This window comes from Streptomyces barkulensis (assembly GCF_002843305.1).
Classification (GTDB): Bacteria; Actinomycetota; Actinomycetes; order Streptomycetales; family Streptomycetaceae; genus Streptomyces; species Streptomyces barkulensis.
The window spans coordinates 170,299-184,581 of record NZ_PGSG01000104.1; the positions used below are offsets into that span (position 1 = coordinate 170,299).

17 protein-coding genes and 1 pseudogene are annotated in these 14,283 nt (G+C 74.3%); 10 read left to right on the forward strand and 8 right to left on the reverse strand.

Going from position 1 to position 14,283, the window contains the following annotated elements; translation table 11 throughout:
- Positions 1–59: 59 nt before the first annotated feature.
- The 3 genes from CUT83_RS22075 to CUT83_RS22085 all read right to left on the reverse strand — a co-directional run bounded on the left by CUT83_RS22075 (position 60) and on the right by CUT83_RS22085 (position 2,528).
- Positions 60–512 (reverse strand): hypothetical protein, encoded by a 453-nt coding sequence (locus tag CUT83_RS22075; protein ID WP_101257556.1) that lies wholly within the window; start codon positions 510–512, stop codon positions 60–62.
- 190 nt (positions 513–702) lie between these two features.
- A complete protein-coding gene (locus CUT83_RS22080) occupies positions 703–1,557 on the reverse strand; it encodes an ABC transporter permease (RefSeq protein WP_173915131.1) in 855 nt (284 codons plus the stop codon).
- Complete coding sequence (locus tag CUT83_RS22085) at positions 1,554–2,528, reverse strand: ABC transporter ATP-binding protein (protein WP_101257557.1); 975 nt, start codon at positions 2,526–2,528, stop codon at positions 1,554–1,556. Before CUT83_RS22085 ends, CUT83_RS22080 begins: the two co-directional genes overlap by 4 nt.
- 296 nt (positions 2,529–2,824) lie before the next feature.
- Between CUT83_RS22085 and CUT83_RS22090 the strand changes: the two genes are divergently transcribed.
- Positions 2,825–3,919, forward strand: coding sequence for a calcium/sodium antiporter (locus tag CUT83_RS22090; protein WP_101257611.1), 1,095 nt, complete (start codon positions 2,825–2,827; stop codon positions 3,917–3,919).
- Positions 3,920–4,031: 112 nt separating this feature from the next.
- Here the strand turns inward: CUT83_RS22090 and CUT83_RS22095 are convergent, their stop codons facing one another.
- A complete protein-coding gene (locus tag CUT83_RS22095) occupies positions 4,032–4,220 on the reverse strand; it encodes a DUF397 domain-containing protein (RefSeq protein ID WP_101257558.1) in 189 nt (62 codons plus the stop codon).
- Positions 4,217–5,041: a helix-turn-helix domain-containing protein gene (locus CUT83_RS22100; protein WP_101257559.1), complete on the reverse strand. Its 825-nt coding sequence runs from the start codon at positions 5,039–5,041 to the stop codon at positions 4,217–4,219. Before CUT83_RS22100 ends, CUT83_RS22095 begins: the two co-directional genes overlap by 4 nt.
- Before the next feature lie 418 nt (positions 5,042–5,459).
- On the opposite strand from CUT83_RS22100, the gene CUT83_RS22105 reads away from it, so the two are divergent.
- Positions 5,460–5,729: a hypothetical protein gene (locus CUT83_RS22105; RefSeq protein ID WP_101257560.1), complete on the forward strand. Its 270-nt coding sequence runs from the start codon at positions 5,460–5,462 to the stop codon at positions 5,727–5,729.
- Positions 5,722–6,363, forward strand: coding sequence for a DUF6879 family protein (locus CUT83_RS22110; RefSeq protein WP_101257561.1), 642 nt, complete (start codon positions 5,722–5,724; stop codon positions 6,361–6,363). Before CUT83_RS22105 ends, CUT83_RS22110 begins: the two co-directional genes overlap by 8 nt.
- A gap of 186 nt (positions 6,364–6,549) precedes the next feature.
- On the opposite strand, the gene CUT83_RS22115 is transcribed toward CUT83_RS22110, so the two are convergent.
- Complete coding sequence (locus tag CUT83_RS22115; protein WP_101257612.1) at positions 6,550–6,891, reverse strand: winged helix-turn-helix transcriptional regulator; 342 nt, start codon at positions 6,889–6,891, stop codon at positions 6,550–6,552.
- 52 nt (positions 6,892–6,943) lie between these two features.
- On the opposite strand from CUT83_RS22115, the gene CUT83_RS22120 reads away from it, so the two are divergent.
- A complete protein-coding gene (locus tag CUT83_RS22120) occupies positions 6,944–7,339 on the forward strand; it encodes a Rossmann-fold NAD(P)-binding domain-containing protein (protein WP_420882474.1) in 396 nt (131 codons plus the stop codon).
- Between the two features lie 41 nt (positions 7,340–7,380).
- Here the strand turns inward: CUT83_RS22120 and CUT83_RS22125 are convergent, their stop codons facing one another.
- Positions 7,381–7,827, reverse strand: a complete 447-nt coding sequence (locus tag CUT83_RS22125; RefSeq protein ID WP_101257562.1) for a hypothetical protein — start codon at positions 7,825–7,827, stop codon at positions 7,381–7,383.
- A 90-nt stretch (positions 7,828–7,917) separates the two neighbouring features.
- Positions 7,918–8,877 carry an ABC transporter substrate-binding protein gene (locus tag CUT83_RS22130; protein ID WP_101257563.1) on the reverse strand — a complete coding sequence of 320 codons (960 nt, stop codon included), beginning with the start codon at positions 8,875–8,877 and terminating at the stop codon, positions 7,918–7,920.
- A gap of 83 nt (positions 8,878–8,960) precedes the next feature.
- Here CUT83_RS22130 and CUT83_RS22135 point away from each other — a divergent pair, with 83 nt between their 5' ends.
- The 6 genes and pseudogenes from CUT83_RS22135 to CUT83_RS22160 all read left to right on the forward strand — a co-directional run bounded on the left by CUT83_RS22135 (position 8,961) and on the right by CUT83_RS22160 (position 14,272).
- Complete coding sequence (locus CUT83_RS22135; protein WP_206282663.1) at positions 8,961–9,965, forward strand: FecCD family ABC transporter permease; 1,005 nt, start codon at positions 8,961–8,963, stop codon at positions 9,963–9,965.
- Positions 9,962–11,134 carry a FecCD family ABC transporter permease gene (locus CUT83_RS22140; protein ID WP_206282664.1) on the forward strand — a complete coding sequence of 391 codons (1,173 nt, stop codon included), beginning with the start codon at positions 9,962–9,964 and terminating at the stop codon, positions 11,132–11,134. Before CUT83_RS22135 ends, CUT83_RS22140 begins: the two co-directional genes overlap by 4 nt.
- Positions 11,131–12,069, forward strand: a complete 939-nt coding sequence (locus CUT83_RS22145) for an ABC transporter ATP-binding protein (RefSeq protein ID WP_439145008.1) — start codon at positions 11,131–11,133, stop codon at positions 12,067–12,069. Before CUT83_RS22140 ends, CUT83_RS22145 begins: the two co-directional genes overlap by 4 nt.
- A 101-nt stretch (positions 12,070–12,170) precedes the next feature.
- Positions 12,171–12,419, forward strand: a pseudogene (locus CUT83_RS22150) (DUF504 domain-containing protein); the annotation flags it as partial.
- Positions 12,420–12,488: 69 nt separating this feature from the next.
- Positions 12,489–13,154, forward strand: a complete 666-nt coding sequence (pnuC, locus tag CUT83_RS22155) for a nicotinamide riboside transporter PnuC (protein WP_143688608.1) — start codon at positions 12,489–12,491, stop codon at positions 13,152–13,154.
- A complete protein-coding gene (locus CUT83_RS22160) occupies positions 13,151–14,272 on the forward strand; it encodes an AAA family ATPase (RefSeq protein ID WP_101257565.1) in 1,122 nt (373 codons plus the stop codon). The genes pnuC and CUT83_RS22160 overlap by 4 nt, the downstream gene beginning before the upstream one ends.
- Positions 14,273–14,283: the final 11 nt, after the last annotated feature.

Sequence of the window (14,283 nt, forward strand, 5' to 3'; positions counted from 1 at the left end):
GTCGCGGTGCGGCCCGGGCCGCCGGGTGTGGCGTGCCGGGGTGCGGGGCCGCTCGGTGATCATCGCACCGGGCCGGTCGCGCGGGTGCCGTTCCGCCGATTCCCGCGGGCACTCGCACAGCCGACGGCCCGGCCCCGCCCCCGCCCGGCTGGGACGGGCGCCGGTGGGGGCCGGTGGGGGCCGGTGGGGGCGTTCGAGGAGGCCGAGGAGTGGCTGGTCGAGTCGCTCGGAATGTGGTGGCCGGACGCGGACGAGGGCAAACTGCTGGACGCCGCCACCGCTTGGCGGGACTTGTTGACGCGGGCCAGGCGGGGCCACCGGTAGGCGGCGGCGTCCAGCGCCGGGCTCCAGCAGATGACGGTGGCGGCCGGCAGGACGCCGTCCGCGATGGAGCTGCTCTTCCCCACCAGGCCTGGGGCGACCACCGCCTGGCCGACCGGCACCACGAGGAAGACGTCGGTGATCCCGAGGCCGCCGGCCTCGCGCTGTCCGGCGACGCGCACCATCGCCATCCAGCAGGAAGGTGACCGTGCCCCGCAGGAAGGTCCCCACAAGGGGGACGCCGGGGGCGAAGAGGGTGTTCCAGTCGGGCATGCACCGAGACAACCACCGCCCTGACGGGAGGCCCGCCTGCGACGCGCGGCGGTCCCGCCCTCCGAGCGGAGGACGGGACCGCCCGGCCCGTCGCAGGCGGGCCTCTCGTCAGCCGACCCGCTGCATCGCCTTGCGGTGCCGCTCGGCCATCGCGGCCCCGGACTCACGGCGGGCCATCCTGCGCAGGACGGGCGGTGCGAGGAGGAGCCCGGCGACCGCCCAGGCGCCCAGTACGCCCACCGTCTCCAGGTATCGCCAGGACTCGCCGATCTCGGCGGCGACAGCCACGTCCGGCAGCAGCGCGGCACGCAGGCCGAGGCCGAGCCAGTAGACGGGGAAGACCTGTGCGACGAGCTGCAGCCACTCGGGCAGCTCCGTCAGCGGGAAGTAGATCCCGGAGATCACCACCAGCCCCATCACCGGGAGCATCAGCAGCCCGATGGTGCGCGGGCTGGTGACGAGCGAGCCGATGACGGCGCCCGCCGGCAGGGTCGCCAGGAGGCCCAGCGGCACCACCCACACCAGCGTCAGCAGCGCTCCCCCGCCGCGCTGGGCGACCCCGTCGACCATGAACACGCCGACGGCGAAGGGGAGCACCATGGAGACCAGGGCCGTGCCCGAGACCATGACGACCTTGCCGACCAGATGACCGACCATGCCGTGGGGTACGGCCTTGGCGCGCAGCAGCGTGCCGTCCTCGCGCTCGGTCGCCAGCAGCTGCGCCGTGGTCATCACCCCGGTGAACGCCAGCGTCATCCCCAGCATGCTCGGCAGCATGAACGCGCCCGCCGAGATGCCCGCGCCCTCCAGCGCCTCGTCCCCGACCAGGAACAGCGGCACGATGAGCAGGACGGTCCAGAGCACGTACCCGAACACGTCCTGGCCGCTGGTGAAGGTCTGCTTGAGTTCCGTCCAGCCGCGCCGCAGGCCCGTCCTGGCCGCGTACCACACCGGGTTGTTCATCGCGCTGCCTCCCCGAAGGCGTGTGCCGCCCGCTCGCCGGTGACGTGGCCCGCCTCCAGCTCCCGCACCATCGTCAGATAGGTGTCCTCCAGGCTCGCCCGGCGCACCTCCAGCCCGCCGATCGCGTCGCCGTGCTCCTCGAAGAGGCGGCGGACGAACCGGGTGGGCTCGGCCGTCGACTGCTCGAAGGGTCTCCCGTCCCGCGTCCAGCGCACGGTGGCCTCGGCCGACGCCTGCCGGGACAGCTCCGCGGCCGGGCCGTCGGCCACGATCCGGCCGCCGGCCAGGATGAGGATCCGGTCGGCGAGCTTCTCCGCCTCGGCGAGGTCGTGGGTGGTCATCAGGACGGTGGTGTTCTCGTCCGCGAGCCCGCGCACCAGGCCGTGGAACTCGTTCCTGGCCTCCGGGTCCAGGCCGGCCGTCGGCTCGTCCAGGAACAGCAGCTCGGGCCTGCCCACGATGCCGACGGCCACGTCCAGGCGCCTGCGCTGCCCGCCCGACAGGGTCGCGACCCGCTTGTGCGCCTGCTCGGTCAGGCCGATGGCGGCGATGAGCTCGTCGGTGTCCCACGGCCGCCGGACGAGGTCGGTGGAGTACGGCGCGTAGTAGGCGCCCAGGTGCTCCAGCAGCTCCCGCACCCGCCACTTGCCGTGGTCGCGCCAGGACTGCAGGACGATGCCCAGGCGCGCGCGCCACCGCTCATCCCCGTGGGCCGGGTCGGCGCCCAGTACGGTCACCTCGCCGGCCGAGCGCATCCGGAAGCCTTCCAGGACCTCGATCGTGGTCGTCTTGCCCGCGCCGTTCGGGCCCAGCAGTACGAGGACCTCGCCCCGGCGGGCGGTGAACTCCACTCCCCTGAGCACGTCCTGGGTGCGGTAGCGCATCCGCAGGCCGCGTACGTCGATGACCGTGTCACTCCCCGGCGGGCTGCCTCCGGCTCCGGCTCCGGGTATGGCGTGGTCGGCCGTCATCGGCTCTCCCCCGTCTCTTTCGTGGTCCGCTCCGCGGGGCCGGGGTCGGAAGGCTGTGCCCGCGTCCGTGGTCATGGGACGCGCTGTGCGGCCGTGGCCGCCCTTCCGGGCCCTCCCCCGGACGGGCACCCTACCGAACGGCCCGGCCGCACTCCTCGGCGAGCGGTACGGCCGTACGCGCACACCGCGGCCGGGCGGGCCGGTCGGCCGACGAGTGGGTGAGTTCGGCCCGGCGAAAGGACGGCACGGCGGTCGGCAGCACGACGGCCCACCGGCGGCTGCCTACGCTGCGGGGTGTGGATATCGCCGAGGTTGTGCTGGTGGCGGGCGGACTGGTCGTGCTCGTCGGCGGCGGGGAGCTGCTGGTCCGCGGAGCCTCCGGGCTGGCGGCACGGCTCGGTCTCTCGCCGCTCGTCATCGGCCTGACGGTGGTGGCGTTCGCCACCTCCGCACCGGAGCTGGCGGTCACCCTCGGCGCGGCTCTGAGCGGCGAACCCGACCTTGCCGTCGGCAACGTGGTGGGCAGCAACATGGTCAACGTGCTCCTCGTCCTCGGCGCCTCTGCGATCGTGCTGCCGCTGACCGTCAGGTCCCAGTTGGTACGTCTGGACCTGCCCATCCTCGTCGGGGTGTCCGTGCTGCTGCTCGCCCTGGCGGCGGACGGCGCCGTCACCGCGGGCGACGGTGCGCTGCTGCTGGCCATCATCGTCGGCTACACCGCGCTGGCCCTGGTGACGGGCCGTCGGCAGGCCGGCTCCGGGCCCTCCGGCGCGGACGCCGGACAGGGCGCGCAGCGTCCGCTGTGGACGCAACTCGCGGCGGTGGCGGTCGGCGTGGGCCTGCTGGCCGTCGGAGCCCGCATGCTCGTGGAGGGGGCGGTCGGGATCGCGACCGGGTTCGGGGTGAGCAGTCTGGTCATCGGGCTCACCGTGGTGGCGGTGGGCACCTCGCTGCCCGAGCTGGCCACCTCGCTGATCGCGGCCCGGCGCGGGGAGCGCGACCTGGCGGTGGGCAACATCGTGGGCAGCTGCCTCTTCAACATCTGCGTGGTGCTGGGGCTGGCCGGTGTGATCGCCCCGGGCGGGGTGCCGGTGGCGCCGGCCGCGGTCGCACTCGACATCCCGCTCATGATCGCCACCTCGGTCGCACTGCTGCCGGTCGCGTTCACCGGGCTCGCGATCGCCCGGTGGGAGGGTGCGCTGTTCCTGGCCCTCTACGCCGCCTACACGGCTTACCTGCTGCTCGCGGCCACCGAGCACGACGCGCTCGAGGGGTTCACCACCGTCATGCTGTGGTTCACCCTTCCGCTCGTCGCGCTCACCCTCGTCGTCCTGGCCTCCTTCGAGGCCGGCCGGCGGCGCGGCGGCGGGCGTCCGATCGTGCCGCGGTAGCCCGGACCGCCCGGACCGCCCGCCCCGCGCCGGCTGGGAACGGCCGTTCGGTGGGGCGCCCGTCCGGGCCCTACCCGGACGGGCTTCCTGCCGAACGGCCCGGCCGCACACCTCAGCGAGCGGCGCGGCCCAGGAAGTCCTCCCACACGGACGGGGAGACGGCGAGGACCGGGCCGTCCTCCTCCTTGGAGTCGCGGACGTGCACGGCTCCGGGGCGGTACGCGACCTCCACGCAGCTGTCCCCCTGGGAACCGCTGTGGCTGCTCTTGAACCAGTTCAGCTCGTCGCCTGCGCTGCTCATAGCTCTCCTCGCATCCGCTTCAACAGTTCGACCGAGTCCGCCGGGGACAGGGCCTGCGAACGCATCCTGGCATAGCGCATCTGCATCAGGCTGACGTCTTTCCGCCCGGCTACGAGCTGGCCGGTTTGCTGCCCCTCCGCGTATCCGAGCCACCTGTGCTCCCGCGTCTCCATCAGCTGCATCGGGCCGTCCGTGCCCGCGTGGTGGGGCTGGCGCAGCGGCATGATCTGGATCTCGACGTTCCACAGCCGCGCGCACTCGATGAGGTGGTCGAGCTGCTCCCGCGTGACCTCGTCCCCGCCGGTGCGGCGCAGCAGCACCGCCTCCTCGATGATGAAGCTGAGCGCGATCGGCGGTTCGCGCCGCAGCAGTTCCTTTCGCGCCAGCCGCGCGGCGATCCGCTCGGCCAGTTCCTTCTCGGTGGGCGGCGGCGGGACGTCGAGCATGACCGCCCGCGCGTACGCCTCCGTCTGGAGCAGGCCGGGCACCACCCGGCACTCGTAGACGCACAGGGTCACCGCCGTCTTCTCCAGCTGCGCCCACAGCCGGAACCACGCCGCCAGCCCCGGCTGCCGCGCCACGTTCCGCGCCGCCACGCGCAGGACGCCGAAGGCGTCCAGAACCTCCTCCGCCCGCTCGACGAAGTCCTCGGGCGGCATACGGCGGCCCTGCTCGATCGAACTGATCGTGTGCGGCGAGTAGATCACCTCCTCCGCGAGCTGTTCCCGGGTCAGCGCCGCGCGCTCGCGGAAGACCTTGAGCACTGCCCCGAAGGTCTTCAGGCTGTCGGACGTCCCTGGTCCGCCGTCGATGTTCGCCATGAGTGGCCCCCTCGTCGCACATGTCGTGGATGCGTCGTACATGTCCAACGAGGCGGTGGGGGCCGGGTGCTCGTACGCCGCGGGGCCACCGCCCGTACACACCTGCCTGTACGTGCCGTCATCGTGGCGTGGGGCGTCGGCAGCCCGGCAGGGTGGGCGCATGACACCGACAACAGCCGCCGCGTGCACCGGACTCCCGCCGGCCGGGGCCGCGCCCACGGCGTACTTCGGCCCCACCACTCGCGTGCGCTTCTCTCTGGGGCGCCGGATGAGGCCGCGGCCTCACGGAGGTTCCGGAAGCCCTTCCCGCCGGTTGGCCCGAAAGCATGTTCCCCAAGCCGTCTCCCCTCACTACAGTTGCCGCGTTTGCGCTGGTCAGCATGGCCGGGCACCGGATCCGGCCGGAGGGGTGGCAGCTGTGGACAGGCCCTGGGAAGCCGATGCCGGAACCGACTTCAAAAGGAGGGTCGGCAAGTCCCCTCAGGAGTTGGGGGTGACGACCGACAACGCCGACTGTCCGGACATCTGGGAGCTCGGGAACGGGGACATCGCCGTCATCGGACGGGACCTCACGGAATCACTCGGAAAGAACCTGCCGGCCGGTGTGTCGATCGGAGCCGACGAGCGGCTGGTGGTTATCCCCAGGAGCATGATGATCGCGGCGAAACCGGATATCCCCAATGTTTGAATCATTCCCGGCAGGTGAATCAGTGCGCCTCGACCGGAAGAAGTACCACGAGGACTTCTACCGTGTCTTCGAGAGCGGGATCCGGCAGCTGAGGAAGCTCGAACGCGGCCAGCACTTCAGGGAACGCGGCTTCCCGAGCTGGGAGGCCTTCGACTCCGGGGAGTGGGAGACGGCCCTCTCCCTCGTCGAGGAGAAGCGCGAGGTCTATACACGGCAGTTGCGGGAAACGGAACGCCTCGGAGTCCGGCAGCGCCGTCTGCGGGTGGTGGAGTTCCCCGTCACGCCGTATGTGCAGTGGGAGTTCTTCGTCCTCCGCCTCAAGATGGAACTGGGCGACGAGATCAGGGCGATCGACGCCCGCGCCATCGCGGAGACCGAGCGCGAGCGGCCCGTGCCCGAGGTGGTGATCCTCGGGGACCGGGCCATGTACGAGGTGGTCTACGAGAACGGGGACGCGGCGGGCGCCCGGCGATACGCCGATCCGGCGCTGATCGCCGAGACGGCGGCCGGTTTCGACGCGCTCTACGAGCGCGGCGAGGACTTCACGGAGTTCTTCGAGCGGGAGATCGCTCCGCTGCCCCCGCCCGCCGTGGGGCGCCGTGTCGCCGCCGGGCACGGGGCGCCGTCGGCCTGACCCGCTCCCTGCCCCTGGCGCCCCGGTCTCCCGGCTTCCCGGCTTCCCGGCTTCCCGGCTTCCCGGCCGTACCGCGTGCCCATGTGCACCGCGCCGACGCCCACCGTTCCGCTCAGGGCCGGTGGGCGTCGGCGCGACTGCGGCGACGCGTTCGGCGCGCGGGGCGGTGACGGGCGCATGCGCCCGTCACCGGATGTCGTGGCCGGGGTGGGCCCGGTCGTAGCGGTGCCGTGCCTCGGCGATGGCGGCGCGATGGGCCAGTGACCAGTCGGCCAGCGCCTTGACCAGGTGGGTCAGTCCGTCACCGGTCTCGGTCAGGCGGTAGTCGACCTGGGCCGGGACGGTCGGGTACACGGTGCGCAGGACGAGCCCGTCGCGTTCCAGCCTGCGTACGGTGAGGGTGAGCATCCGCTGGGAGATGCCGTCGATCGCGCGCTGCAGTTCCCGGAAGCGGCGCGGCCCGCCGGCGAGTTCGACGATCACCAGGACCGACCACTTGTCCCCGATGCGGTCCAGGACGTCACGGATCCCGCAGTCCGGATGGTCCTCCCGCCCGCAGGGGTCGAGGTCGGCGGGCGCGGTGGAGTCCGCGTTCGGCGACGGCGCTCTGGCGGCGGTCGCCCGTGCGGACCTCGCCGAGGCCGCGGCGGTCGTCGCGGCGGACCCGGCACGGCACGAGGGGCGCACCTACGACCTGACCGGCACTCCGGTCACGGCGGAGCGGGTCGCCGGCCGGCTCGGCGTTCCGCACCGGACCATCGGCCTGGGCGAGTACCGGCGCAGGATCGCCGAGGGGATGCCGGGGCTGCTGCCGTTCCAGCCGCCCATGCTCGTCTCGATCGCGACCGGCATCCGGCACGGCTTCCTGGACGGCACCGGTCCCGATCTCGCCGGCCTCCTCGGCCGCCCGGTGCGCGATCCGCTGGACGCGGCCGTCGCGACCGCGTCCGCCGCGCGGCCGGGGACCGCGGCCTGAACCGGCGGACTCCGGCGGGCTGCGCTGCGGAGGACGCCGGTTCAGGGGCGGGCGTCCAGGCGGTGCAGCAGGGAGCCGTCCCGGCCGAAGACGTCCATCAGGTATCCCCGCTCCAGTGAGACGCCTTCCACCTGTACCAGGAAGAAGGCGAGGGAGTCCTTCAGCCGTTCGAACCTCTGGGCGTCCGAGTCCGTGGCGCGGCTGCGGACGGTCAGCAGGGGCACGCCGCCGGGGCCGGGTTCCCGCTGGACGGCGTAGACGTCCTCGTCGCCGCCGGATTCGCGGTAGCGCTCGGCCAGTGCCTTCGCCCCGGCGGGCGCGGCCGTGCTCACCGCCGTGGGCCCGGCGGAGGCGGGGGCGGAGGGGGCGTCGGGCCGTGCGTCGGGGCGCTCCTGCTCCTGATCCTGGCCGCCGGTGCAGGCGGTCAGGAGGACGGCGCACAGCGGCAGGGCCAGTGCGGCGGTGCGGGGGCTTCTCCGTAAGGGCATCGGCCGACCGTACCGCCTCCGGGCCGCGGCGTGGGCGGCGGCCCGGAAGCAGGTGGCGGGAGGCCGTAACGGGAGCCGGAAGGGGCGGGGTCAGCCGGCGTAGGCGGCCTCGATGTCCTCGACGACCTTCTCCATCGCGTACGGGCCGGCGCTGCTGCTCCACACCTGGCCGTCGACGCCGCTGACCGCGTCGCGCTCGACCGCCTTCAGCCGGGTGAAGGACTTCTGCTCCCGGGCCGCCTCGAGTGCCTTCTCCCCTTCGGCGTTGAGGGTGGCGATGAAGACGTGGTCGGCGTCGATGCGGTCGAGGTTCTCCAGGGACAGCGGGTCGGAGTGGGGGCTGTCGAGTTCCCGTGCGATGGGCAGGAGTTCGGCGCCGGCCTCCTTCAGCAGGCCGCTGGGCATGTTGGCGGCGTTCATCACCATGGGGCCGGCGGGCATCCAGCGGGCCACCACGGCCGTGCCGGGGTCCTTTCCGCCGGCGGCGTCGGCGGCGCGCTCCAGGAGGGCGCCGATCTTGTTGTCGAACTCCTCCTTCTCGCCCAGCGCCTCGGCGTAGGTCCGCGCCGGCTGCTGCCAGTCGTCGTTGCCGGGGACGACGGTGGGGGCCACCGCCTTGAGTGCGTCGTACTGGGACTTCTCCAGCCTCGGCGCGGCCAGGATCAGGTCGGGGTCGGCCTTGAGGACGGCCTCGATGTTGGGTTCCTTGACGGTGGCGACCAGCGGGACGGACTCCGCCTTCTCTCCCAGGTAGCCGGGCGCGGTGTCCGCGCCGCGGGCGCTGCTGGTGCCGACCGGCTCGATGCCGAGGTACAGGGCGGTGTCCAGAGAGGTGTCACCGAGAGCGACGACGCGCTTGGGTTCGGCGGGCACCTCCACCGAGCCGTAGGCGGTCTCGACCGAGCGCGTGGCGGCCGTCTTCTCGCCCCCGCCGCTTTCGCCGTCGTCGCCCGAGGCGGTCCCGCCGCAGGCGGCCACTCCCATGAGCAGGGCGGATGCCGCGAGAGCCTGGAGGGTTCGGCGGTTCACGGGCAGGGCGGAGCTGGGCATGACGGGCCTCCTGGACGGGGATGGTGCCAGCGAATGAGCTTAGGCTAACCTAACCGATGTACCGACCATCGAGAAGGTGTCATGTGACGCTCCGTAAGATTCTGCTGCGCGGCCTGCTGCCGGTGAGCGCCGTGCTGCTGGCCGTCGTGGCGGCCAGCCTGCTCCTGGGCGCCGGCGACGTCGGGCCCGACCGGGCCGCCTCCGTGCTCCTCGGCGGCGCGGACGGCGACGCGGACGCCCGCTTCACCGTGCTGGAGCTGCGGCTGCCGCGTACCGCCGTCGCCGTCGCCGTCGGCGCCGCGCTCGGCGTCGCCGGGGCCGTGCTGCAGGCCACCGCCCGCAATCCGCTGGCCGAGCCCGGTCTGCTCGGGGTGAGTGCCGGAGCGTCCTTCGCGGTGGTCCTGGCGATCGTGCTGGGGGCGAGCGCGACGACCGTGGGACCGTACGCCGCCGTGCTCGGCGCGGCGGCCGGCTGCCTGCTGGCCCTGGGCGCCGCCCGGCTGCGCGGGGCGGGCGACGACCCGGTGCGGCTGGTGCTGGCCGGCGCGGCGTTCAGCGGGATGGTGGGCGCGGCCTCCTCCGTACTGCTGCTGGTCAACCAGCGGGCGTCGGACGAGATCCGGTTCTGGACGGTGGGCTCGGTGGTCGGGCGCGGCACCGACGACCTGATGGCCGTACTGCCCGTCCTGCTCCTGGGGCTGGCCGCGGCCGCCGCGGTGAGCCCCGCGCTGTCCTCGCTCGCCCTGGGGGACGACGTGGCCACCGGGCTCGGCCACCGGCCGCGCCGGGTGCGCGCGGTGGCCGTCACCTCCGTCGCGCTGCTGGTCGGCGGGGCGACGGCGGTCGCCGGGCCGGTCGCCTTCGTCGGCCTGGTGGTGCCCTTCGCGGCCCGGGCGCTGGTCGGCCCGGACCTGCGGCGGCTGCTGGGAGTGTCGGTGCTGCTGGGCCCGGCCGTGGTGCTGCTCGCCGACGTCGTCTCACGGCTGGTCGTCCGCCCGTACGAGATGCCGCTGGGTGTGATGACCGCGCTGTTCGGCGCACCGGTCCTGGTCGCCGTCGTCAGATCGTCGAGGTTGCCGTCACTGTGAAGACGCCACTGGAACCGCGCTCCGGAGCGCCCGCGGGGGACGGCCCCGCCGGCGCCCTCGTCCCACCGTCCGTCCCACCGCCGCGCGGGCCCGGCAGGGTGCGCGAGCCGGGTGCGGCGGCCGTGGACGCCGCACCGCCGGGCACCTTCCGCCTGGCCGCCGGCGGCCTGTCCCTCCTCGTGCCCCGCCGTCCGCTGCTGGCCGGTCTCCTGCTCGCGGCGGTCCTGGTCGCGGTGGGCGCGGCGGGCCTGTCCGTCGGCGAGATCGCCGTGGCCCCGCTGGAGGCCCTGCGCGCGGCGGTGCTGGGCGAGGGAAGCCCGCGCGATCTGCTGGTGGTGCGGGAGCTGCGCATGCCCCGGGTCGAGGCCGGGATCGCGGTCGGCGCAGCCCTGGGGGCGGCCGGCTGCCTGATGCAGACGCTCTCTGGGAACCGGCTGGCCACCCCGGACACCGTCGGCCTGAACAACGGCGCGACCGCGTTCGCCGTCGCGGGGATCGTCGCCGTCCCCACCAGCCTGCTGCCCTCGGCCACCGCCCTGGTGGGCGCCGCCACGGCCGCGGCCCTCACCCTCGCCCTCAGCGGCGGGGCCGGGCAGCGCGGCTACCGGTTCCTGGTGGTGGGCCTGGGCGTGGGCGCGGTCTTCGGCGCGGTGACGAACCTGATCCTGTCGCGGGCGGAGATCGACGCGGCCAACGCGGCGTTCGCCTGGACCGTCGGCACCCTCAACGGCCGCTCCCAGACGGCGGTGACGGTGCTGGAGGCCGGGCTGCTGGTCTGCCTGCCGCTCGCGGTGGTGCTGGGCCACCGCCTGGGCACGCTGCGCTTCTCCGACGCCGTGGCCACCTCCCTGGGCGTGCGGGTGCGGCCGGTGCGCGCGGCGGTGCTGCTGACCTCCGTCGTCTGCGCCGGGCTGGCCGTGGCCGTCGCCGGGCCGCTGGGCATGATCGCCCTGGCCGCGCCCGAGGCCGCCCGGCGGCTGACCGGACCCGGGCCCGTACCCGTTCTGACCTCCGCGCTCGCCGGGGCCGTGCTGACGCTGCTGGCCGATCTGGTCGGCCGCACCGCGATGGCGCCGCTGGAGATCCCCGTGGGGCTGGTCACCGCCGTCGTCGGGGGCCCGTACCTGCTGTGGCTGCTGCTCACCACCCGTACCAGGAGGACCCCGTGAACGCCGTGACATCCGCGACCGCGACCGCCCCCGCACCCGTATCCGAGTCCGGGACCGGGGCCGGGACCGGGGCCGGGGCCGGGGTGGCGGACGCGGGCGGGGCGCACCGGCTGCGCACCGAGGCCCTCACCCTGGCCCACGGACGCACCCCCGTGGTGCGGGAGCTGGACGTCGAGCTGCCCCCGCGGCGGGTGACCGCGATCGTCGGCCCCAACGGCTGCGGCAAGTCGACGCTGCTGGGCGGGCTCGCCCGGCTGCTGGAGCCGCGCGGGGGCTCGGTGCTGCTGGACGGCCGGGCGCTTTCCTCGGTCTCCACCCGCGAGGTGGCCCGCGTGATCGGCCTGCTGCCGCAGTCGGCCACCGCGCCGGACGGGCTGACGGTGCGCGATCTGGTGCGCTACGGCCGCCGCCCGCACCAGGGCCTGCTGCGCCAGTGGTCGAGGGCGGACGCCGAGGCGGTGGAGGCCGCGCTGGACGCGGCCGACCTGCACGACCTGGCGGACCGTCCGCTGGAGACGCTCTCCGGCGGCCAGCGGCAGCGCGCCTGGATCGCGATGGCGGTGGCGCAGGACACCGCCATTCTGATGCTGGACGAGCCGACCTCCGCCCTCGACATCGGCCACCAGCTGGAGGTGCTGGAGATGGTCCGCTCCCTGGCCGCCCGGGGGCGCACGGTGGTGCTCGTCCTGCACGACCTGACCACGGCCTGCCGGTACGCCGACCACATGCTGGCGATGCTGGACGGGCGGGTCGTCGCCCAGGGCGCCCCGGCCCAGATCATGACGCCCGCCCTGGTGCGCACCCTGTACGGGGTGGAGAGCACCATCCTGACCGACCCCGTCCACGGCACCCCGGTGGTGTGCCCCACGGGCCTGGCGGCGGCCCCGGGCCCGGCGGCGGGCGGCGCGAACGGTACGGACGGCGGCGGTTCGTGACCCCGCCCACCCCGCCCCGCCCGGGTCAGGGGCGCCGCACGTGGTACGCGGGAGCGGATGCCGACGGCGCCCGGGGCCGACCCCGGCGGGGAGGAGGGGCGATGCGCACCAGCGAGGAGGTCTACCACCAGGTCCGCTGGGATCCGCGCCTGGATCCGGCCCGCTTCGTGCTGGGGATACGGCAGCGCGGCGCCGCGCCCGAGCGAGTCCCCCTGCCCTCCTTCGTCCCCGGCGGGGAGATCCCCTGGCACCGGATCCTGTTCGTGGAGGCGGACGGCGAGGTGGTCTGGGACCGCGCCACGGGCGTGGACCGCGTCGGCGTCTCCGGCGCCGGGCGGCGCCGCACTCCCCCGTGAAATCACTTGCCACCGCCGGACCGACCCCCTTATCGTCACTTTGACAATTAAGGAGGTCGCCGCGTGGACACCGTCGCGGACCTGCTCGCTCCCCTCCAGGAGCCCCTCTTCACCCTGCTCGGCAGTCCCGTCAGCTGGGTGGAGGTGCTCGGCTTCGGCAGCGGGGGGCTGTGCGTGTGGCTCGTCGCCCGCCAGCACATCGCCAACTGGCCGATCGGCATCGCCAACAACCTGTTCTTCATCCTCCTGTTCGCCGGCGCCGGGCTGTACGCGGACGCCGGGCTCCAGGTCGTCTACATCGCGCTGGCCCTGTACGGCTGGTGGTCGTGGGTCGCCGGCGGCCCCCGGTCCGCCTCCGGCCGGCTGCCGGTCAGCCGCACCGGCGTCCGCACCTGGTGGGTCCTGGCCTGCGCGACCGCGGCCGCCACCGCCGGGCTGACCGTGCTGCTGGACCGGGCCACCGACTCAACCGTGCCCTTCTGGGACGCCCTGACCACCGCGCTGTCGCTGGCCGCCACCTACGGCCAGTGCCGCAAGAAGGTCGAGTCCTGGTACCTGTGGATCGCCGCCGATGTCGTCTACGTGCCCCTGTACGCCCACAAGGGGCTGTACCTCACCTCGCTGCTCTACCTGGGCTTCATGGCCCTGTGCGTGGCCGGACTGCTCGGCTGGCGGCGCGAACTGGCCGGCCGCACCGGTCCGGCGGCCCCGGTGGGGGCCGCCGCGTGAGCGGGGGCGCGGGCGGGAGACCCGGGGAGCCCGGGAAGGAGTTCGAACGCGGGCTGGTGCTGGGCAAGTTCTACCCGCCGCACGCCGGCCACCACCACCTGGTCCGCACCGCCGCCGCCCGCTGCCGCCGGCTCACCGTGCTGGTGTGCGCCTCCTCCGTGGAGTCGGTGCCGCTGGCCGACCGGGTGGCGTGGATGCGCGAGGAGCACCCCGAGGCGGGCGTAGAGGTGATCGGGGCGGTGGACGACGTACCCGTCGACTACTCCGATCCCGCCGTCTGGGACGCCCACATGGCGGTCTTCCGGGCCGCCGTGCCCGGGCCGGTCGACGCGGTCTTCACCTCCGAGGCGTACGGCGCGGAACTGGGCCGCCGCTTCGGCGCGGCGGCCGTCACCGTCGACCCCGGCCGCACCGCGTACCCGGTCTCCGGGACCGCGGTGCGCGAGGACCCCGCCGGCTGCTGGCCGCATCTGGCCGCCCCCGTACGCGCGGCCCTGGCCCGCCGGGTCGTCGTGCTGGGCGCGGAGTCCACCGGGACCACCACCCTCTCCCGCGCCCTCGCCGAGCACTACCGGTCGCGGGGCGGGGTGTGGGCCGGGACGGGCTGGGTGCCCGAGTACGGGCGGCGGTACAGCGAGGAGAAGTACGCGCGGCTGCGGGTGCGGCGGCCCGGCGCCCCGTTCGGGGACCTCGTCTGGGAGCCGGAGGAGTTCGAGCTGATCGCCGAGCGTCAGCTCGCCGCGGAGGACGCCGCCGCGCGGGCCGGTTCCCCCGTGCTCTTCTGCGACACCGACGCCCTGGCCACCACGGTCTGGCACGAGCGTTACACCGGCCGCCGAAGCCCCCGGGTGGAAGCCGTGGCCGCCCGCGGCAGACACCATCTGTGGCTGCTGACCGACCACACCGGCGTGCCCTTCGAGGACGACGGGCTGCGCGACGGGGAGCATCTGCGGGCCTGGATGACCGGCCGCTTCCGCGCCGAGCTGAGCCGCCGCGGCCTGCCTCATCTGGTCCTCGGCGGGTCCCACCGGGAGCGTCTGCGCGCCGCGGTGGCCGCCGTCGACGAACTCCTCGCACACGGCTGGCACTTCGCCGCCCCGCTCCCGGAGCGCGGCTGACCGTCCGCCGC

Coding starts and splice junctions, on each gene's coding strand:
- CUT83_RS22110 (WP_101257561.1), top strand. CDS start 5,722: ATGTTTGAATCATTCCCGGCAGGTGAATCAGTGCGCCTCGACCGGAAG.
- CUT83_RS22085 (WP_101257557.1), bottom strand. CDS start 2,528: ATGACGGCCGACCACGCCATACCCGGAGCCGGAGCCGGAGGCAGCCCG.
- CUT83_RS22095 (WP_101257558.1), bottom strand. CDS start 4,220: ATGAGCAGCGCAGGCGACGAGCTGAACTGGTTCAAGAGCAGCCACAGC.
- CUT83_RS22130 (WP_101257563.1), bottom strand. CDS start 8,877: ATGCCCAGCTCCGCCCTGCCCGTGAACCGCCGAACCCTCCAGGCTCTC.
- CUT83_RS22075 (WP_101257556.1), bottom strand. CDS start 512: ATGGCGATGGTGCGCGTCGCCGGACAGCGCGAGGCCGGCGGCCTCGGG.
- CUT83_RS22080 (WP_173915131.1), bottom strand. CDS start 1,557: ATGAACAACCCGGTGTGGTACGCGGCCAGGACGGGCCTGCGGCGCGGC.
- CUT83_RS22100 (WP_101257559.1), bottom strand. CDS start 5,041: ATGGCGAACATCGACGGCGGACCAGGGACGTCCGACAGCCTGAAGACC.
- CUT83_RS22125 (WP_101257562.1), bottom strand. CDS start 7,827: ATGCCCTTACGGAGAAGCCCCCGCACCGCCGCACTGGCCCTGCCGCTG.